We start from the raw sequence: 20,251 nt of genomic DNA on the forward strand, positions 1-20,251 counted from the left end.
CCTCAGTCGTCCACCGGCCCCAACAGGTAGCCGTACGTCTCGTAGATCGTCTCGATCAGGGCTGCGACCTCATCCGTCACGCCTTCGTCCCCGACCAACGTCCCATCCTTGTCAAACTCCGCCGTATACCGTTTTCCGCCCTGGCGGATCACCACGCCACCGTCACCGTCCTGGCAGAAGCCGTCGTTCTCGCTGTGTTCGAAGTCATCCGTCCGGGAGAACAGGGTGAACTTCTTGCGGTATGGGCCGCCGCTGTACGGGCAGAACGTCTCGCAGTTGCCGCACTCGTTGCAGTATGCGTCCAGATGGATGATCTGGAACGGATTGTCGAACATTCCGGTGTTCCGCACGTCGATGGCCACGTTGGCGCGGTTCGGGCAGACGTCCACACACTTGTTGCAGTAGTAGGAGCATTCCATGCACCGCTTGGCCTCGTTGGCGGCAAACTCCTTGGCGTCAAACTCAAGCGTCTGGCGCATTTGGGCTTTCTTCTCCTCCAGATCGTTGAAGTAGGCGTCCTCTTCCTTGGTCAGCTGTTCCAGCTCATCCTCGGTGAGATCGTCCTCTTCGTCTTCATCTTCATCGTCATCGTGGTCCTCGTCACAGCAGCAACCGTCCTCATCGTGATGGTGATGGTGGTGCTCTTCTTCCGTATCCGGACCAAGCTCCGTATCCAGCGCGTTCTCCACCGCCGCTTTCGCCGAAGCGATGGCACGAACGATGGAGGAAGGTCCGCTCTGGACGTCCCCGATGACGTACACGCCTTCCAGCGGCGTCTTCATCGTCTTCTTGTCCGCCTCCGGCCATCCTTTCTCCGTGACGGGGATTCCCAGCGTCTTCAGGACATCGGCATCGGCCTTCTCCCCGATGGCGGTGATCACCGCATCGCAGGGAATGGTAAATGTCTCTCCGCTTTCCACCGGACGGGCACGGCCGGAAGCATCCCTTTCGCCAAGCTTCATCCGGGAGACGAGGAGCTTGCCCTCTTCCAGACGGATCGGGTTGGCCAGGAATTCCACCGCAATGCCCTCTGCAAGGCAGTTGTCCACTTCCTCGTAGGCGGCGGGCATCTCTTTCTTCGTCCTGCGGTAGACGATCGTCACCTTCTCCACGCCGGGGAACCCGTTTGGCCGCCCGGGCTCCGTCCATGGCGGTATTGCCGCCACCGACGACCACCACCTGCTTGCCCAGACTGACGGAGGAAGGATCCTTCCGATACGCCTCCAGGAACTCCAGGCTGGTGTACACATGATCGCCTTCCAGACCGATGTCATTGTCCTTCTCCGCGCCGAGACCGTAGAACAGGTAGGAGAATCCCTGCTGTTTCAGCTGGGAGACGGTAAGCTGGGTGGGGTCGACGCCATAGTGGATGTCCACGCCGTGCGCCTTGATGAACGCCACGTCCTGCTCGATCACCGCGACGGGGATGCGGAAACCTGGGATGACGTTGCGCACCACCCCACCGGCATCCTTCTGTTTCTCGAACACCGTGGTGTCGAAACCGGAACGGGCAAGGAAGAACGCCGCGGCGAGTCCCGCGGGACCTGCCCCGACGACGGCCGCCTTGATGGAACTCTTGTCCTTCGGCGCTTCCCATTCCTTGCGGAACTCGGCAAAGCCGTTCTCCAGGGCGATCTTCTTCATCTCACGGATCTGCACCGGACCTTCATAGTCACAGCGGGTGCAGTGGCTCTGGCACTGGTGATCGCACAGCCACCCGGTCATGCCGGGAAGCGGGTTGGTGTCGTAGATCAACGTCAGGGCGTCGGCATACCGGCCTTCGCCGCAGAGCTGCACGTACTCGGGGATCGGCTGATGGATCGGACAGGCAACCTGGCAGGGGGCGATGTAGCAATCCGTCAAGGGAAGCGGCATGCCGACCTTCACCGAACTGCCTTCACGGAAATCGCGGGTGACCGGCTTGCAGGCGCCGCTTGCCGCTTCTCCCGCCAGGTGCTCCAGTTGCTGCACGTCCAGCGTGGTCCGGCCCCAGTCTTCGCTCTTCTGGAGCAGTTTGACGATCTGGGTGAGTTTCTCATACCCGCCGGGATGCAGCATGTCGGTAGCCAGCGTCAACGGCCTCAGACCAGCCTCGAAGAGCGGTTTGGCGGTGAACCAGGTGACGCCGCCACAGTACGAGATGGGGAGTTTCCCATCGAATTCCTTGGCGATCATGGCGGCGACGGAGACGGAGAGCGGATACAACGCCCGGCCGGACATGTACATCTCTTCTCCCGGCAACCGTCCCAGCGTGTTGGCCGAACCCAACGTGTTGGTCAGCTTCACGCCAAACTCCAGGTGTTCGCCCTTTGCAAGGTCAGAAAGGCGCCGAAGCATCGCTTTGGCGTCGTTCCACTGCAGGTCCTTCTCAAAGCTTTCCCGTTTCAGGTGGACGGAGGTGAATCCGTTGACGTCCAGAATGCCACGGGCCTTGTCGTACCCCAGGAGCGTCGGGTTGAGCTTCACGTAGGTGTGGATGTGCTTTTCCTTCAGCATGTACGAGCAGATCGCCTCGATCTCCGCCGGAGGGCAGCCGTGCATCGTGCTGATTGTCACGTTGTTGACGATGTGGCTGTCGATCTTCTTCGACAACCCGGCAAGCTTTTTCTCTTTTCCTTCCCACGGGGTGTCATGGAACAGATCTTCCTTCAAAAGCCCGTCCAGTTCCTCAAGGTGTTCGTTCCACCGGGGATCCTTCCGTCCATCCAGCATGCTGTCGATGTATTTCTGCATCTTCTCCGTCTTGATGCCGGAGAGCGTGTAGCCGACGGACATGTTGAAGACGAACGACGGCTTCTCCCATGTTCCTTTGGAGGACAGGGCGTCCAACAGACAACAGACCAGGTACGCCTTGGCGTACTCCTCCCAAGCCTGGGGAAGCGTATACTCGGTGGACCATTCCACGTTGTATCCTTCGTCGGTGGCGTCGATGCACGGTTTCTGCACCGCGCCGGTCGCGGCGAAGTCATCCTTCTCCTGACAGGTCTTCAATTCTACAAAACGGCTTCCCACAAGGTAGCTGGTGATGATATTCTGTGCAAGCTGGGTGTGTGGTCCGGCGGCAGGCCCCACGGCGGTGGTCGCCGTCCTGCCGAAGATGGTCATCGCGTGCTTCCCGTCATCTGTGTAGAAGCGGGTCTCTGGGATTCCGAAGATGGAGTGATGGAGCCGAAGCTCTCCGACGATCCGGTTCACCAACTCGGCGAACGGGACAGGGCGCATGATGTCAGACATGATTTCACCTACCTCTCTTGGTATTGTAAAACAGATTCCCTACAAGTCAACGCCTATATTGCAACAAAATGCAACAATAATCAAGAATGATCACAAAAGTACTGAATATCTCAAAATTTTGAAGAAAAAAAGAGAATTCATACAATATAACCTTTACTTGCTGATGGTTTCAGCTATACTGGTGAAGAACACTCTCGTTTTTGGAGGCTTACATGCTGATCAATCTGAACGTCAACCCTGAGGTCAGGGCGAAGAACGTCAAGCTTTGCAGGGAAAAAGGGATCCTTCTGCCGACTTTCAAGCAGATGTGCGATCCTTCCACCATTCCCCAGGACATCAAGAAAAAACTGAAGGACGTCGGACTGTGGGACGTCAATCCGCTGAACCTGTACCGCATCACCTGGCACAACGAGCCGGTGGAGAAAGGCGGCCAGTTCGGCGGCGTGAATTATATCGAGATCCCCAGGGAGATCACCGGCGTCAAGGCGCACATCTACGCCCTGGTCGGAAAGTTCTTCCCCACCGGAGCCCACAAGGTCGGCGCCACGTACGCGTGCCTTGCCCCTGCGTTGGTGACGGGCAACTTCGATTCCGTCTCCCAACAGGCCGTCTGGCCGTCCACCGGCAACTACTGCCGTGGCGGCGCGTACAACTCCGCCCTGCTTGGCTGCAAGTCGATCGCCATTCTTCCTGCGGAAATGAGCAAGGAGCGGTTCAACTGGCTGAAGTCGGTGGCCGGTGAAGTGATCGCCACCCCGGGATGCGAATCCAACGTCAAGGAGATCTTCGACAAGTGCCATGAGCTGGACCGCGAGCGGGGCAAGCACATCGTGATCTTCAACCAGTTCGAGCAGTTCGAGAACTATCTGTGGCACTACACCGTCACGGGAAGCGCCATCATCGAGGTGCTGAAGAAGCTCGGCGTCAAGGACGAGAACGTCCGGGGCTACGTCTCCTCCACGGGAAGCGGCGGGACGCTTGCCGCCGGTGACCATCTGAAGGATGTGTATCCCAACATCAAGATTGGCGCCGGGGAAGCGTTGCAGTGTCCGACGTTGCTGCGTAACGGCTTCGGCGGCCACCGGATCGAAGGGATCGGAGACAAGCACGTGCCTTGGATCCACAATGTGAAGAACACCGACATGGTGCTGGCCATCAATGACCAGGACTGCATGGACATCTACCGCCTGTTCAACGAGCCGGCCGGAATCTCCTACCTGAAGAAGCAGGGGGTCAAGGAAGAGGATCTGAAGCATCTTCCTCTGTTCGGCATCAGTGGCATCGGCAACCTGCTGGGAGCCATCAAGATGGCCAAGTACTACGAGATGGACGAGAATGATGTGATCTTCACCATCATGACGGATTCCTCGGTGATGTACACCTCCCGGTTGAAGGAGTTGGAAGCGCAGCAGGGTCCGTTCGACGAGATGGAAGCGGCCCGTGTGCTTGCCGCCGCGCTGCATCACCAGGGCATCGAGAACGCCCTGGAGCTGACCTACTACGAGCGGCTGAGAATCCACAACCTGAAGTACTACACCTGGGTCGAGCAACAGGGAAAGACGTTCCAGGAGCTCAACGCCCAGTGGTACGACCGGTCGTACTGGAAGCAGATTCCGCCGATGGCCAAGCAAATCGACGAGATGATCGAAGCGTTCAACAAGGAAGTCCAGCAAGGCTGAGGCATTCAGGAAGGGAGGCGGTTCCGCTTCCCTTCCTTGCGTTTGGCTGTTGGTGTTTCCCTTTTTTCTTTCTTTTATTTTTGAAACTTTTTCTTTTCAGTGAGGTACCCCGATGCGATTCACCTACGTTTGCAACGAATGCGGCAAGGTCTTTGACACGGACCAGGTCATCTACCAGTGTCCCGACTGCAGCAAGGACAACGATGATTTCCACTTCCCCAAAGGAAACCTGGTCGTCCGCTACGATCCGGATGAACTGAGGGCGTTGAAACAGAAGGAGCATCTGAGTTTCTATGACTTCTTCCCCTACCCGGTTCCTGACAAGGAATGCTACCCGGTGGGGAACACCCCGCTGGTCAAGCCTACCCGGTTGATCACAAAGTACGGGGAGAACGGCGTATTGCTGAAGATGGACAGCGCGCTTCCCTCCGGTTCGTTCAAGGACCGGGCAAGCCAGTTGGTGGCGGCCCAGGCCATCGCCCACCATGAGAAGAAGGTGACGTTGGCGTCCACCGGAAACGCCGGGGCGGCGATGAGTTGCGCCGGAGCGGCCTATGGCCTGTCCATCGTGCTGTTCGTTCCCGAGACGGCACCGGTGAACAAGCTGATGCAGTCCGTCCTGTACGGAGCCGAGGTGATCCCGGTGAAAGGGACGTACGATGACGCGTTCAAGCTGTCGCTGGCCTATACCAAGCACTTCGGGGGCATCAATCGCAACACGGCGTACAATCCGATGACCATCGAAGGCAAGAAGAGCGTCTCCATCGAGCTGTTCCTCCAGCTGGAACGGAAGGTTCCCGATCTGGTGTACGTGCCGGTGGGTGACGGATGCATCTACTCCGGCGTGGTCAAGGGGTTCCTGGATCTCCGGGATGCCGGCTTGATCGACCGTCTGCCCCATGTGATCTGCGTGCAGTCCCGGCAGTCAAACGCCATCAGCAGGGCGTTTTCCACCGGCAGGTTCGATGCCATCCGACAGGCGACCACCAAAGCCGATTCGATCAGCGTGGAGAATCCGGCAAGTGGCCGGATGGCGGTGCGGTACCTGAAGGAATCGGAGGGATACTGCGTCGAGGTGGATGACACGGAGATCTTCGACGCTCAGATGGAGCTCGGTCAGGGAGGCGGGAGCGTTCGTCGAGCCGGCCGCCGCCTGCGCCTGGGCTGGGTTCGTCCACGACAAGGAGAACCGGACCAAACGGTTCGGGACGGACGCGTCCGTCTGCGTCCTGTTGACCGGCATCGGTTTCAAGGACATGCAGGCGTTCTCCGGCAAGGTGGCCATTCCCCCCGCCATCGAGAACAGCGAGGAAGCGATGCTTCAGCGTTGTTCCCGCTGACACCTTCCCTTTACTCTCCCCGGTCGATTCGGTATCTTGTGCGAAGAGAGAGGTGACCTATGAAGGAGTTTTTGATCGGTCTTGGACTGGGCGGATTGCTCACGCTGGTCGTCGCCATCGCGATGTCCATCAGCAACCACCGCAAGATGCTTGTCGTCAAGGCGGAGAAGGACAAGTACAAACAGATGGTGACCGACCGGATGGACATCGAGGCCGAGGGTCTGTCCAAGCTGAAGGCGGAGAATGAGTCGTTGAAGAAAGCCAACGAGAACCTCAGGATCACCGTCAACACCTACTCCCAGAAACCGGGTCGCAAGGAAATCTCCCGCCTGCAGGTCTACCAGCTTGCCGTTGACCGGCTTACCATCAACAGCCCGGGCTTCGGCGCCGCGTGGCAGGCCGCGTTGAAGGAAAGCGAGGATGAGTTCCAGAAGACCTACGTCGGCGTCCAGCCGTTCATCCGTCGTCTGATCCCGATGAAGACCGATGCCGCAGTGCTGCCGGAGAAAGTCGAAGTGAATGACGACGAGGACGAAGAAAAGTCCTGAAACGATTCAGAAATGAGTTTGGAAAGAGGGAATGTCTCATTCCATCCACAGGAAGAATCCGGGGGGTATGAATTCCTTCCCAGTTTCAATTTGATGTTTTCTGCATCATTTGAGATATGAGCGAAAGATCCATACACGGAGAAGACCATAGTTTTTTATATCAAAACCTTTTTCATCGGGTATTTTCCCAAGATTCGTACACTTGAGAAAATTCTGTTTTGCTTCATGGTCGGTTCTGCTGGTAAAGAGAAATCACATCTGAGAAATGTTACGACTCCGGACAATTTCATCCTCGAAATTCCGAACTTGTGGAACACAGAAAATAGCATCAACTCTGGGCTCCTTTGATAAAGTATAGTATTTCGTAAAACACGAAGTAACACCTATACTTGAACAAAACAGCATCAAGAACGCAAGGGTCTTTCTCCTTTGGGGTTTTCTTCCTCATGATCACCACCTGGAAACAGACTATCTCACATCTCTTTCCCTTAGGTAAAAAAGGTTTCCCAGAACCAATCATCCAAGAGGCAGAGAAAATCCAGAACGCACGACGATCACCCTGCTGACGGTTTCTAAGACTGCAGGATTACCACGGCGAGAAGCATATACCACGGAACAAAAGCAACGAGTTCTTTCTTCTTCTTTCACCTGTTCCAATGCAGATATGTGTCTCCTGTGGGAGATCAGGGAATCCCGGGGAAAAGAACGGCTTCGCCAGATGGTACAGGAAAAAGTGCTGGCACCCAAAGGGGAAAGAAAAAGCAGGCGCTACCGGATGGATGTCCGATAACCTCCCTGCTTTTCCAACAACCGTTTTTCCTGCATACTTGAAGTACCCAGAACGGGGGTCGAACCCGTACGACATCACTGCCTAGGGATTTTAAGTCCCTTGCGTCTACCAGTTCCGCCATCTGGGCACATCAAGGATGATAGCTGTTTTCCCCGGAGGTTGCAAGAAAAGATGGAACAAACGATCAAACTTACCGACAGTCACTTCCACATCCTCTCCCTCTCGGAGAAAGGGCTGGATACCAATGACCTTCTGGAACGTATGGAGGCCCAGGGAATGGAAGCCATTGACATCGGCACCGTCTCGGACGATCTTCCCGCACGGAGGAAACTGCTTGGGGGGAGGAACTACCCGCTTTCCGCCGGCATCGGCCCCTGGGGCGTCGGACAGGACATCGAGGAACTGAAGCGGATGATCGCATCGTACGGTCCGGTATGCGCCATCGGAGAGATCGGGCTGGACAACCATTGGAAGAACTATGCAGCCCCATTGGCGCAGGAAACATTCTTGTCCGAACAGATTGACCTGGCCGACTCGCTCGGACTGCCGGTGATCTTCCATGTACGTGACGCCGACGAGCAGATCCGGAGGATTCTCAAAAGCAGACCTTTTCCCAAGGGCGGCATCATGCACTGCTTCGAAGGGGACGACCGCACCTGCGACGTGGCGCTTCAGACGGGATTCTTCATCTCGTTCAGCGGCGTGGTCACCTACAAAGGCAACGAATGGATGGAGGCCATCGTCCGGATGGTCCCCGATGACCGGCTCCTGTTGGAGACGGACAGCCCGTACCTTTCACCGGTACCGCTCCGTGGACTGAAGAACACGCCGCTTTCCATCATCCACACCTATGAAAAGGTGGCGGAGATCAGGAAAACCACCGTCGAATCGCTTGCAACAATCGTCCGAACCAACCTCCATGCGTTCCTTGCAGCGGGACATACCGCCTGAGAAGCGGTACGGTTTGGGGTGAGACAGGTTGTGTGTGGATCACTTCTGAAAGCGTAGCGGCAAGATCATCCACCACCACCCCCTGGAGATTTTCCTTGGGTACGGCAAGCATGAAACGGCCCGGAACGATCCACTGAAGTGAGGTCTGTACACTGAAGAAGGGAGAAGGATCTTCGTTCGCTCCCCAGACAATCGTCCGGTACCCGGCTGCTTCCCATGCCCGGAGCGAAGCGATGGCCGAGGTGTCCGTCACCTCGGTGAGTTCCATATGGTGCGGATATACGTTGATCTGGGACGGTGCCTGTCCCTGGGAGACCAGCAACGTCTGGTCATCACCTTTTTGGGGGAATCCCGACTCTTGTGTGGTGGTGAGGGTGAACGTGGCAAGTTCACTTTCCGTCTCCATGCCGATGTATACGCTCGTCGGGATTTCTGTTTCCTGGATCCGGTACTCGGCCATCAACGTGGTCACCAGTGGGGAGGACAACGTCCATCTCCCATGGGTTTTGTTGAGCAAGGCGACCGCTTCTTCCCTGCTTTCCGGAAGGGTGTCCCATTTCTCCACTTTCACCCGGACTCCCTGTTTCAGCATCTTCCGCTCCAGGGCTGGCAACGCCAGATCCAGGTCGGTCAGCCGATACACCGGGTCGGTGACCACCGTCAGCGTGGGGAGCAGGAAATACCCGCCTCCGATCAGGAAGAGGAGCAACGTGAGGATGATGAGGGGAAGCTTCCGATGCCGCATGGGGACACTGTACCATATTTTTCCCCGGCAAGGAATCAGAGCTCTGTTGACCAACGATACGGGAAAAAGCTAGATTAGCTCTAGAAATGTTTATCATGAGAGGAGAGAAACGCTATGGTTTCGTATAAGGAACTCGGTCTGGTCAACACCAGAGAGATGTTTGCCAAAGCGGTGAAGGGCGGTTACGCAATTCCTGCCTACAACTTCAACAATATGGAGCAGATGCAGGCCATCATCCAAGCGTGCGTGGAGACGCGTTCGCCGGTCATTCTGCAGGTGTCCAAGGGCGCTCGTGACTACGCCAACATCAACATTCTGCGCAATATGGCGCGCGGTGCGACGGAATACGCCAAAGAACTGGGCTACGCCATTCCCATCGTGTTGCATCTCGACCATGGCGACAGCTTCGAGACGGCCAAGCAGTGCATCGACAATGGATTCTCGTCCGTGATGATCGATGGTTCTTCCCTTCCGTTCGATGAGAACATCGCGCTGACCAAGAAAGTGGTTGACTACGCCCATCAGTTCGACGTCACCGTCGAAGGAGAGCTTGGCGTGCTTGCCGGCATCGAGGATGAAGTTTCCGCCGAAACCAGCCACTATACCCGTCCGGAGGATGTGGAGGAGTTCGTCAAGAAGACCGGTGTGGACTCCCTGGCCATCTCCATCGGCACCAGCCATGGCGCCTGCAAGTTCAAGCCGGATCAGTGCACCCGCAACGCCGATGGCATTTTGATACCGCCTCCGCTTCGCTTCGACATCCTGGCCGAGGTTGAGAAACGGCTCCCCGGTTTCCCCATCGTACTGCATGGCTCTTCTTCCGTACCCATCGAGTATGTGAAGATGATCAACGAGTACGGCGGCAAGCTGAAGGACAACGTCGGTATTCCTGAGGAACAGCTGCGCAAGGCGGCCAAGACCAACGTCTGCAAGATCAACATCGACAGCGACGGCCGGCTTGCCATGACGGCGATGATCCGCAAGGTGTTCCACGACCATCCGGAAGTGTTCGATCCGCGCAAGTACCTCGGACCAGCCCGTGACGAGCTGAAGAAGATGTACGAGCACAAGAACAAGGACGTGCTTGGCTCCGCCGGCAAGGCGTGATGCCTGTTCTTTGTCCAGAGAAACCCACTGCCAGAGCGCGTCTGACGGTGGGTTTTTGTATCTTTCCATGGGGGCGGGACTTTGACAGGTCCATGCCCTTATGCTATAGTCGGGAATGAGCTTTTGCTTTACAAACGCTTGAAAAACTAAGGTGCTTTTCCCGCGAAAACACAAGGAGATCGATTGGCTACGAAAGATTTACGGATCAACAGACAGATCCGCGCAAAGGAAGTGTTCGTCATTGACGCAGATGGAAATCAGAAAGGGATCATGAGCGTACTGGACGCTCTCAGACTTGCTGAGGACGAGGGGCTGGATTTGGTTGAAGTCTCCCCTACGGCGAATCCGCCGGTGTGCAGGATCCTGGACTTCGGCAAATACCGGTATGAGCAGGAGAAACGGCTCAGGGACGCCAAGAAGAACCAGACGACCATCAAGATCAAGGAAATCCGGATGCAGCCGAAGATCGAAAAGCATGATATCGAGACGAAAGGCAAGTTCATCGCTGATTTCCTCTCCCAGGGGAACAAGGTGAAGATCAGCATCCGCTTCCGTGGCCGGGAAATGGCCCACACGGACCTTGGGAAAGATACGTTGAACAAGATACTTGAAAATCTTACCACAAATGGTGTAGAGTTCAATCTTGACCGTCCGCCGCTGATGGAAGGAAAAATGATGTCCATCATGGTCAGTCCACGCAATCCCAACAAGGGACAGCAGGCCGCCAAACCCCAACAGCCGCAGACAGACAAACAGTAACCTACAGCCGAAAGGCTTTGGGAATAACCGCCGTTCAGGGGTTTCTTGTTCCTGACGACGAGAAGGAAGGTAATGGATATGCCGAAGATGAAAACAAGAAAATCCGTCGCCAAAAGGTTTCGGATCACCGGGACTGGCAAGGTGCGCTACAAGAAAGCGAACCTGCGCCATATTCTCACCAAGAAAAGCCGCAAACGCAAGAGTGACCTGCGCAAACAGGGATACTTGACCGCGAAGCCGATGATCAAGTCTGTAAAGACGATGATGCCATGGGCGTAGGAGGCGAACGATGAGAGCAGTCGACGGAACCAAACACAAGGATCGAAGGAAGAAAGTACTTGACCTCGCCAAAGGCTATTGGGGCCGCAGAAGCACCAACTGGCGTGTGGCGAAGGATGCTGTCGCGAAAGCGGGCAAGTATGCGTATCGTGGCCGGAAAGAGAAGAAGCGGGATTACCGCAAACTCTGGATCGCCAGAATCAACGCTGCGGTCCGCGCCGAAGGAATGAACTACTCCCAGTTCATGCATGGTCTGGCTCTTGCCAAGATCCAGCTGAACCGGAAGGCGATTTCCAATATGGCGATCGAAGACAAGCAGGCGTTCACCGCGTTGGTCGCGCAAGCGAAAGCAGCGCTGGAAAGCTGAGCAAAGGACGGAATCATGTCGGTGATGGATACGGTGCAGTTGTTGGAACAGAGGACGCAGAAGGCGGCGACGCTGATCGCCATGCTCCGCAAGGAGAAGGCAGATCTTCAGGAAAAACTCAACGAGGCGCAAGGTCGCCCGGTGGCGGATCCTGAGACGGAGCGCAAGCTTCAGGAGGCCCTCGCCAGTGTGGCGACGCTCCAGGAGCAAGTGACCGCGTCTGACGAACTTGCCAAGAAACTTCAGGCTGAGCTGGATGAGGCGAAGCGGCAGATCGAAGAGCTGCAGCAACGCCTGACGCTGGCCAACACCCACAACGAAGAACTGCAGTCGTACATCAGCAAGTACGAGGAGAGCAACAAGCTCATCGAGGAAAGCATCTCCAAGTCGCTGGAAACCCTTTCCGGTGTCCAAGGTCTGGACGACATCCCACTGGATACGATGTCCAACCAGGAACTGGAAGCGGCGGACGACTTCACCCGTGGTGGAGCCCTTGGCGGCGACCAGGTGGACGAGTCCAACCTCTGATTCTTTTTCTTTCATCCATGTCCTGCCGCAGCAATGTGGCAGGTTTTTTTATCGCGCCGCCGGAAGGGTTTTTCCTTCACCCCCCTTTATCATTTGGGGTTTCTTGTGTACCATAGGAATAACCTGCGGTAGCCACCGGAGCAAATAGTCTCTTGGCGCAAACATAAGCAGAGGGTCTCGGAATAGCTGGCCTGCATTGCCTTCGCCTTCGGGTTAAAAGAAGACAGAATCGCCAGCACCAAGTCACCCACTTGAACCTTAGGTTCAAGAGCTTCTTCGGAAGCGGCGCCGCAGGCCTTTTTTTCCTTGGGAGAGGAACCACTACGCATGACAGACGCAACGCTGAAGGACATCGTTTTCATCACGCTCCCTGAGAGCATGGGAAGAGAGATCAACGGCTTTCGGGTCGACCCGGCACGCCGGATTCCTGTTCAATTGCCCGATGGGAAGACCGCCATCGACGAATCGGACGAGATCACCGTCGAGATGATCATCAGCGGCATGCTGAAACTCATCGCATGGCGTCCGGAAGACCCAAACCACGATTATTACCGGGCATTCGTTCTGGCAGCAGAACCGGACGCGGTGGAACAGCTCAACCTGGCTGCAATCGCCCAAGAGAAGCAGGGGCACCTGGAATTCGCAGAGGAACTGTTCCTCACAGTCTGCCACCTCTCTCCGCAGAGCGCCACGTTCATCAACCTGGCGACGCTGTACAGCGAACGGGCAGCCAAGGACACCAGCAAGGGAACGGTGTACGACCTGTATGCCCAGAAGGCGCTGGATACTCTTCTGGAAGGCTTGAAGCAGTTCCCCAAGGATGCCGACCTGCTCTGTGAGGTGGGATATTTCCATCTCTACCAAGGGAATACCGAAGCGGCGCGGAACTTCTTCGAGCAATACCTTGCCGTGGCGCCCCAGGGGGACAAACGGACCAAGGTTGAGAAGGTCTTCTCCGACATCACCAACAAGATCACCAACGACACGGAGCTCCTGGGCGCCTACGACAAGATCCAGATGGGCGAAGAGGACAAGGCGGTACAAGCGCTGGATGCCTACATCGCCAAGAACCCCACCGTCTGGAACGCCTACTTTCTCAAAGGATGGGCGCTTCGACGTCTGGAGGAGTTCGAACCGGCCAAGGACGCGTTCCTCAAATGCCTCTCGCTGGGAGAGCGTGACGGGGACATCTACAACGAACTGTCGCTGTGCGAGTTCTCGTTGGGAAACAAGGAACTGGCCAAGACCTATCTGGACACGGCGGTGGATCTGGATGAAACCAACCTCACCTACCTGTCCAATCTGGCATACCTCCATCTGAAGGACGAGGAATACACCGAGGCGCGGAGGCTGCTGGAAAAGGCCCGTGTCATCGACGGAAACGATCCGTTGATCCAGCAATTGATGAAGGATTACGCCACCCAGACGGGCGACAGCCTGTCCGAACAGCCGGTGGAGGAGCGCGTTGTCGATGACGAGACGCTCCAGGAAGAGGTGAAGAAGCAGGACGCCAAAGAGGCGATGCATGACTTCTCCGCCCACCGGGAAGATATGGAAGAAACTGATGATGAGGGTGAACATCATCATCACCATCATCATGGCGAGGAAGCAGAATGACGATTGTTTCGAAAAGCCCGGCGGAAACGCTGGAAGTGGGAAGAAGGATCGGCGCGCACTGCAAGCCGGGAACGGTGATCAGCCTGAGGGGAAGCCTCGGGGCGGGAAAGACGGTGATCGCCAAGGGAGTTGCCGAGGCGCTCGGCATCACCGAGGCGATCGTCAGCCCGACCTTCACGTTGATCCAGGAATACCAGGGCAAAACCCTCAGGATGTATCACATGGACCTGTACCGGCTCTCCGGCACGGATGAGTTTGAGATGATCGGCGGAGAGGAGATGCTGTACGGCAAAGCCGTCACGTTGATCGAGTGGAGCGAGAAGATCCAGGAGATGTTGCCGAAGAACACGGTGTACGTCAATCTGGAGATTCAGCCCAACCAGGAGCGGGTCATCACGATCCAGGGGATGGAACTATGAACATACTGACGGTGGATACGGCGACGGAGACGATGCGTCTGGGGCTTGCCATCGGGGACGAAGAGAATCCGATGGATCTGTTCTGTGAGCGGATGCTTCTTTCCAGCGGCATGCACTCCGAACACCTGGTGCCCGAGATGATCGCCATGTGTTCCGAGATGGGCATCACGCTGAAGGATCTTTCCCTTTTGGTCTGCACCAGCGGACCGGGATCCTTCACCGGACTACGGGTTGGCATGAGCGCGCTGAAAGGCATCGCCCTTGGGGGAAACATCCCGTTGGTCTCCATCCCGACGATGGACGCCATCCAGAAAGCGGTGGGCTTCTTCCCCGGGGCCGTCGTCCCGGTGATCGACGCCCGCAAGGCACGGTACTACAGCACCATCTTCGTCGATGGCAAGCGGATGTGCCCTGATCTGGACTGCCAGGGTTCCGAAGTGGCGGAGCTTCTGGAAGGATATGAGATGGCGCTGGTCACCGGTCCTGATGCCGTGGTGTTCGCCCCGAGCATCACCCCCTACTCCGGCAAACTGGTCGTCGACACGATCCGCTACCGTTCGCTCACCCAGGCACTGGTCGAATTGGGTTTGAAGCGTTACCATGAAATAGGCGCGGATGATATCGGAACCGGGCCGGAATACGTACGACGCAGTGACGCGGAGATCGCGTTGGAAGAAAAAATCAAGCGTCAGGAAGAGGAACGCAATGCAAAGTAGAGACATCATCGTCATCGGAAGCGGCGTGGCTGGCATGAGCGCGGCGGGATACGCTGCGCGCGCCGGCCGCAGTGTCATGATTTTGGAAAGTTTCGCCGCTGGCGGACAGTGCATGTACATCGCTGATGTGGAGAACTACCCGGGACTGACCGAGCCGATCTCCGGATTCGAGTTCGGTGAGCGCTTCGAGACCCAGGCGAAGAAGTTCGGCGCAGAGAACGACGTCGGCCGAAGTGAAAGCGATCCGCAAGGAAAACGACCGGTTCATCGTCCAGACCAACGACGGGGACTGGGAAGCGAAAGCGGTGATCATCGCCACCGGGGCGAAACATCGCAAGATGGACGTCCCCGGGGAAGAGGACTACCAGGGCAAAGGGGTGTCATACTGCGGCACCTGCGATGGTCCGTTGTTCCGTGGCAAACGGATTCTTGTCGTCGGAGGCGGGGACACGGCGCTGACCGATGCGCTGTACCTGTCCCAGATGACCAAGGATCTGACCATCTGCCATCGCAAGGACCGGTTCCGTGCCCAGGAAAACCTGGTCTCCCAGATCAGTTGCAAACAGATCGCCACGGTGATGGATACGACCGTCTCCAAGATTCTCGGAGATGGGAAACATGTCACCGGCGTGGAACTGACCTCCACCAAAGACGGTTCGTCCCACACGATGGATGTGGATGGAGTGTTCATTTTCGTCGGCATGATCCCCCAGACGGCATTCCTGGACAAAGCGATCCTGGATAGCCATGGATACGTGGTCACCGACCGGAACATGCAGACGTCCGTACCCGGCCTGTTCGCCGCGGGTGATGTGCGTGACACGCCATTCCGCCAGCTGGTGACCGCCGCCTCGGACGGGGCCATCGCGGCCCACGCGGCAAGCGAGTACATCGACTTCATTGACGGCCATCCCTACCGCTGAGGCGTACCGTGGACCGGTTCTTCGGATGGATTTCCCGACATAGAGTCCTGATTCTTCTGTTGGTTTTCGCCATTACAGGGGTACTGTTGTTTTTTGCATTGTCCCTTTCCCTGGACAGCAGTGTGGAGGGAATGATTCCTTCCGACCCGCAGGTGGAAGCCATCAAACGGGAAGTCTGGGGAGAAGACGACGGGCAATGGCCGGAGAACATCTACTTCCTGGCCGAGGGTCCCGGACTGTTCCGTCCCGAGACACTCACCGCAATCGATGCGGTGCGGGCCCAATTGCAGGAACTGCCCCAGATCGGTCCGGAAGTCTCCCCGTTCACCTTCGTTACCGTAACCAGAAAAGGAACACGACTTGCCACCGTCCCGCTTTCGCCCCATCAGGGGAATGAGCCGTGGACGGAAGCGGAAGCTGAGGAGTTCCGTACCCGGATCCAGGAAGACGACATGGTCCGTGGTCTGGTCACTACCCCGGATGGCAATGGACTTCTGATCTATTTCAGCGCCGCTTCATTCGGAAAAGACCGGACGGAGATTGACCAGACGATCAGCAGCATCGTCCACAGCCTGGATCCGTACTGCACGGTAAAGGTGCTGGGTTCCACGTTCTTCAGCGACCGGCTGGACCATTACCTGACCAACAACCTGTTTCTGCTTCTTGGATTGTGCCTGTTGGTGATTCTTCTGATCTACTACCTCTCCTTCCGGGCAAAGCGTGCCGTGTTGATCCCGTTCAGTGTTTCGGTGATCGGCATCATCTGGACGCTTGGCGTAATGCGCCTTTTGGGATACGAAGTGACGATCGTTTCCGTCATCACCCCCTGCATGGTGTTGATCTTGGGCTCTTCCTACTCGATCCATGTGATCAGCGCGTACTATGCCCAGTTCCGCAAGAATCCGGACATGAAGGATCCTGTCGCATTGGTCACCACGTCGATGCGCGGCATCACCCAGACGATCGTCGCGGCATGCCTGACGACGGTGGTGGGGTTCCTCAGCCTGCTGGTCACCCATATCCAGGCGTTCCGAGAGATGGGGCTCTCCGTGGCGCTGGGCATCATCTCCTGCGCCATCCTCTCCTTGACCTATATTCCCGCCTGGCTTTCCACTATTTCCCCACCCCGCCCCCACCAGCTGAAGGTGATCAAAGAAGGGACGCTCTCCAAAGTGGTTGACGGCGTCTCCGGCTTCGTCGTGCGGCGCTGGTACGTCGGTCTGCTCGTCCTGCTCGCCATCTGTCTCTCCTTTGTGGTGGTCCATGACAAGATTCCCGTGGAGACGGACTTCATTTCCTATTTTCCCAAGGATGACCAGTACGTGCAGGACGCCCTGTATTTCTCCACCCAGATGGGGAGCACCGATCCCCATTACATCTCATTGGAAGCGCCAGAAGGGGAAGAACGATACTTCACCCGACCGGAGGTGCTTTCCCAGATCTTCGTCTTCGAGGAGGCGCTCCGCGCATCCGATCCTGATATCGTGCACATCCTCTCCTTCAGCCAGTACGCCGCGTTCTTCAACAAGGCGTATACCGGCAAACGGGAGACACCAACCACTCCCGGCATGATCCTTGCCCTCTCCAAATATCTGGACGTATTGCAGAACCGGTTGGGGGACAATACGGTCAGCATGCTGATGAGCCAGGATGGATCCCGGATGACCATCGCCGTCCGGTACTGGGACAGCAAAAAGCAAACCATGCAGAACTTGGATGCGGCAAAGCGGCTGAAACAGGCCATCGCCAGCCATCAGGTGCTGCTTCCTCCGGAAGTGACCGTCACCGATTGGGGAACAACGGCAAGCAGCCTGAAGCTGGTTTCCCAGATCCTGTATGACCAAAGGCTTTCCACCTTGCTGTCGTTCATGTTGGTGTTCCTGATCGTCTGTTTCCAGTTCCGTTCCCTCACCTACGGTCTGGCCTCGATGATCCCCATCATGGTCGGCGTGATGTGCAGCTACGGCATGATGTACCTGTTCGGCATTCCGTTTGATGTGGTGACGACGATCTTCGGATCGGTGACCGTCGGAACCGGCATTGATGACGCCATCCACTTTCTGGTGCGGCTCAGGGAACATCGCAAGGCCCATTCCGACCAGCCGTTCCCCGTCCAGGTGCAGCACACCATTCTGATCTCCGGCCGACCGATCATCCTGACATCCGTCAGCATCATTCTGGGCATGCTGATGTTCGGATTCGCAAGTTACACACCGATCCGCTATTTTCGGGTTTCTGATGGCGATCGCATTGCTTTCCACGACACTCTCCACCATCTGTATCCTTCCCGGGGTGATGGTGGCGTTCCATCTGTTGGGACGACGATGGAAAAAGGAGACGAAATGAAAGGCTTGTTCTTGTACATCACCGCGGGCAAAGGACACCAGACGCCGGCGGAAGCGCTTCGGGACGCAATGATTTCCCTGGGACACCAGGCCGTCTCGATGGACATGTTCGACCTGATGCAGGCGCCGCGCATCAAGCAGCAGATTGAGCGCAACTGGCGGATGATGCTCCGCCACCCGACCCAGGAACGGCTGGGGGATTCCCTTGCCGACACCAAGTTCAGCGGCAAGTTGATTACCACGACGCTTGGTCTGGTTCCCAAGATGCGGGATCGGGTCATCGCCTACGTCAGGGAGTACCAGCCGGATTTCATTCTGGGCACTCACTTTCTCATCGGTCCGATGATCGCCCCGATCATCCGCAAGTTCTTCCCGGCGATTCCGGTGTACGCCTATGCCCCGGACATCTTCTACTACCCCATCGCCGGCTCAGCCAGCAAGTATCTGGACCGGGTGTTCGTCACCTCCACCATCGGACGGGACTGGTGCTACCATCTGGGCTTTTCCGGCGCCCAGGTCTCCCTTTGTCCGTTTCCGTTGAAAAAGGTCATCGAGGAGACCAAACCGCTCCCCACCAAGGTCGCCCGGGGAAAACTGGGATTGAAGGAGCGGTTCACCATTCTGTTCAACCTTGGGGGGGAAGGCATCGGCAACACCCGCCTGGTACGGGTGCTGGCCAAACGGAACTTCTCCTTCCAGGTGGTCATTTTGGGCACGATGAGCAAGGATACCGGCCAAGCGGTACGCAAAGTTCCGCCAAGTCTATCCTTCATTCCCGTTGTACACCCCGGGCTTCGTCACCAACATGCAGGATTGGCTGTGCGCCTGTGACATCCAGATCGGCAAAGCGGGAGCCAACGCCCAGATGGAGGCGATGTACTACCACAAACCGTTCATCATTACCGAAATGCTGTATCCTGCGGAAAAGACGGCGGATTTCTTCGCCCAACACGAGGTGGGATGGATCGAGAACAACGTGCGCAAGCAGGCCGACCTGTTGGAGCGGTATGCTACGGACACGGCGTTCCGGCGTCATGTGGCCAAGGAAATGCGGAACGTGCCGATCGCCTTTGGAAGCAAGCAGTTCGCCCGTCAGATCATCGGCGACGCCATCAAAGATGCAGGTGATCGTCAAACCGGTCACTGAGAATCTTTTTGAAGAAAGAATTGGGTTGTTTCAGGATCCGTGACCCGCGGGTGATCTTGCACAGCGAGATATGGTATTTCTTGGCGATCTCCCGCTGGGGGGTTCCCTGATACAATTCCTGCAGCAGGTTCCATCGCAGGGCGAAATCCTTCTGCTCCGCCTGCGTGAACAGTTCGTCAAACAGCTTGTACATCTCCTGCTCGTTGGTTGTCTTTGCGAACAGTCGGATCAGATCATCCATTGCGTTTTCCATGGTGGCTCCTTACTTGGATACTACTGACAGAAACTTCTCCCGTCAAGGATAGATCGTCCGGAACTCCTCGCATACCACCCGTTCGTCATCAGTGATGCCGGGGAACGCCTTCCGGTGGGCTTGTCCTCCAGAAGGCCAGACTGCCATCCCCTTCCCCCTCTTTTGCCGCATAGGCGGCATCCACCGCGCCGAACGGCACGACGGTCACCTTCTCATCCACGATGACACACACCGCCTCACCCCTGCTGTCCAGAATGACGGAATGATCGCCCTCCTGGGGGAGCGGGTCATCCGCGCCTTGGTAGTCAGACAGCCTGCTGGTCGTCGCCTGTTTGACGCGTTCCGCCGCCAGATGGGCAAGAAGATCCACTTCTTCCGAGTCCGTTCCATAGAACGCCCAGGCGGCGTACGGTGCTGTTCCTTGGGTGAGGTAGCCTCTGCTTGCCTGCCACATTTCTTGTGCTTGCATACGGACAGTATAGCGAAGCGAGACCTCATCTGCTA

The 20,251-nt window shown here is 56.8% G+C and carries 18 protein-coding genes, 1 tRNA gene and 2 pseudogenes; 16 read left to right on the forward strand and 5 right to left on the reverse strand.

The genetic code is table 11. The features are described from left to right. Positions 1 to 2 precede the first annotated feature (2 nt). Positions 3 to 3,222, reverse strand: a pseudogene (gene ygfK, locus LKE28_02040) (putative selenate reductase subunit YgfK). Between the two features lie 224 nt (positions 3,223 to 3,446). On the opposite strand from ygfK, the gene LKE28_02045 reads away from it, so the two are divergent. From LKE28_02045 to LKE28_02055, 3 genes are all read left to right on the forward strand, one after another. Further along, a complete protein-coding gene (locus LKE28_02045; GenBank protein MCH3907047.1) occupies positions 3,447 to 4,913 on the forward strand; it encodes a pyridoxal-phosphate dependent enzyme in 1,467 nt (488 codons plus the stop codon). Positions 4,914 to 5,025: 112 nt separating this feature from the next. Further along, positions 5,026 to 6,309, forward strand: coding sequence for a pyridoxal-phosphate dependent enzyme (locus tag LKE28_02050; GenBank protein ID MCH3907048.1), 1,284 nt, complete (start codon positions 5,026 to 5,028; stop codon positions 6,307 to 6,309). A gap of 3 nt (positions 6,310 to 6,312) precedes the next feature. Further along, positions 6,313 to 6,801, forward strand: a complete 489-nt coding sequence (locus tag LKE28_02055) for a hypothetical protein (protein ID MCH3907049.1) — start codon at positions 6,313 to 6,315, stop codon at positions 6,799 to 6,801. Between the two features lie 833 nt (positions 6,802 to 7,634). Here LKE28_02055 and LKE28_02060 read toward each other — a convergent pair. Then, positions 7,635 to 7,718 (reverse strand) — tRNA-Leu (locus LKE28_02060). A gap of 44 nt (positions 7,719 to 7,762) precedes the next feature. On the opposite strand from LKE28_02060, the gene LKE28_02065 reads away from it, so the two are divergent. Further along, positions 7,763 to 8,542, forward strand: a complete 780-nt coding sequence (locus tag LKE28_02065; protein ID MCH3907050.1) for a TatD family hydrolase — start codon at positions 7,763 to 7,765, stop codon at positions 8,540 to 8,542. Here the strand turns inward: LKE28_02065 and LKE28_02070 are convergent. Beyond that, positions 8,460 to 9,287, reverse strand: coding sequence for a hypothetical protein (locus tag LKE28_02070; GenBank protein ID MCH3907051.1), 828 nt, complete (start codon positions 9,285 to 9,287; stop codon positions 8,460 to 8,462). The genes LKE28_02065 and LKE28_02070 overlap by 83 nt on opposite strands. 114 nt (positions 9,288 to 9,401) lie before the next feature. Between LKE28_02070 and LKE28_02075 the strand changes: the two genes are divergently transcribed. From LKE28_02075 to LKE28_02130, 12 genes and pseudogenes are all read left to right on the forward strand, one after another. Then, positions 9,402 to 10,394, forward strand: coding sequence for a class II fructose-1,6-bisphosphate aldolase (locus LKE28_02075; protein ID MCH3907052.1), 993 nt, complete (start codon positions 9,402 to 9,404; stop codon positions 10,392 to 10,394). A 183-nt stretch (positions 10,395 to 10,577) separates the two neighbouring features. Next, on the forward strand, positions 10,578 to 11,153 hold the full coding sequence (infC, locus tag LKE28_02080) for a translation initiation factor IF-3 (GenBank protein ID MCH3907053.1): 576 nt from the start codon (positions 10,578 to 10,580) through the stop codon (positions 11,151 to 11,153). A 78-nt stretch (positions 11,154 to 11,231) separates the two neighbouring features. Continuing rightward, complete coding sequence (rpmI, locus tag LKE28_02085; GenBank protein MCH3907054.1) at positions 11,232 to 11,432, forward strand: 50S ribosomal protein L35; 201 nt, start codon at positions 11,232 to 11,234, stop codon at positions 11,430 to 11,432. A gap of 10 nt (positions 11,433 to 11,442) precedes the next feature. Then, a complete protein-coding gene (gene rplT, locus LKE28_02090; protein MCH3907055.1) occupies positions 11,443 to 11,799 on the forward strand; it encodes a 50S ribosomal protein L20 in 357 nt (118 codons plus the stop codon). Positions 11,800 to 11,814: 15 nt separating this feature from the next. Further along, positions 11,815 to 12,327 (forward strand): hypothetical protein, encoded by a 513-nt coding sequence (locus LKE28_02095; protein MCH3907056.1) that lies wholly within the window; start codon positions 11,815 to 11,817, stop codon positions 12,325 to 12,327. A gap of 327 nt (positions 12,328 to 12,654) precedes the next feature. Beyond that, a complete protein-coding gene (locus tag LKE28_02100; GenBank protein ID MCH3907057.1) occupies positions 12,655 to 13,944 on the forward strand; it encodes a tetratricopeptide repeat protein in 1,290 nt (429 codons plus the stop codon). After that, positions 13,941 to 14,363: a tRNA (adenosine(37)-N6)-threonylcarbamoyltransferase complex ATPase subunit type 1 TsaE gene (tsaE, locus tag LKE28_02105; protein ID MCH3907058.1), complete on the forward strand. Its 423-nt coding sequence runs from the start codon at positions 13,941 to 13,943 to the stop codon at positions 14,361 to 14,363. The genes LKE28_02100 and tsaE overlap by 4 nt, the downstream gene beginning before the upstream one ends. After that, the gene (gene tsaB / locus LKE28_02110) at positions 14,360 to 15,079 is read left to right on the forward strand and encodes a tRNA (adenosine(37)-N6)-threonylcarbamoyltransferase complex dimerization subunit type 1 TsaB (GenBank protein MCH3907059.1); all 720 of its coding nucleotides are present in this window, start codon (positions 14,360 to 14,362) and stop codon (positions 15,077 to 15,079) included. Before tsaE ends, tsaB begins: the two co-directional genes overlap by 4 nt. 34 nt (positions 15,080 to 15,113) lie before the next feature. After that, a pseudogene (locus LKE28_02115) lies at positions 15,114 to 15,146 on the forward strand (hypothetical protein). 109 nt (positions 15,147 to 15,255) lie between these two features. Continuing rightward, positions 15,256 to 16,002, forward strand: coding sequence for an FAD-dependent oxidoreductase (locus tag LKE28_02120; GenBank protein MCH3907060.1), 747 nt, complete (start codon positions 15,256 to 15,258; stop codon positions 16,000 to 16,002). A gap of 86 nt (positions 16,003 to 16,088) precedes the next feature. After that, positions 16,089 to 19,178 carry an MMPL family transporter gene (locus LKE28_02125; GenBank protein MCH3907061.1) on the forward strand — a complete coding sequence of 1,030 codons (3,090 nt, stop codon included), beginning with the start codon at positions 16,089 to 16,091 and terminating at the stop codon, positions 19,176 to 19,178. Further along, positions 19,126 to 19,494: a hypothetical protein gene (locus LKE28_02130; GenBank protein MCH3907062.1), complete on the forward strand. Its 369-nt coding sequence runs from the start codon at positions 19,126 to 19,128 to the stop codon at positions 19,492 to 19,494. Before LKE28_02125 ends, LKE28_02130 begins: the two co-directional genes overlap by 53 nt. Here LKE28_02130 and LKE28_02135 read toward each other — a convergent pair. Next, positions 19,460 to 19,747, reverse strand: coding sequence for a trp operon repressor (locus tag LKE28_02135; protein MCH3907063.1), 288 nt, complete (start codon positions 19,745 to 19,747; stop codon positions 19,460 to 19,462). The two genes, LKE28_02130 and LKE28_02135, sit on opposite strands and share 35 nt — an antisense overlap. Positions 19,748 to 19,835: 88 nt before the next feature. Continuing rightward, positions 19,836 to 20,216: an ASCH domain-containing protein gene (locus LKE28_02140; GenBank protein ID MCH3907064.1), complete on the reverse strand. Its 381-nt coding sequence runs from the start codon at positions 20,214 to 20,216 to the stop codon at positions 19,836 to 19,838. Positions 20,217 to 20,251: the final 35 nt, after the last annotated feature.

Source organism: Sphaerochaeta sp., assembly GCA_022482495.1.
Lineage (GTDB): Bacteria > Spirochaetota > Spirochaetia > Sphaerochaetales > Sphaerochaetaceae > RUG023.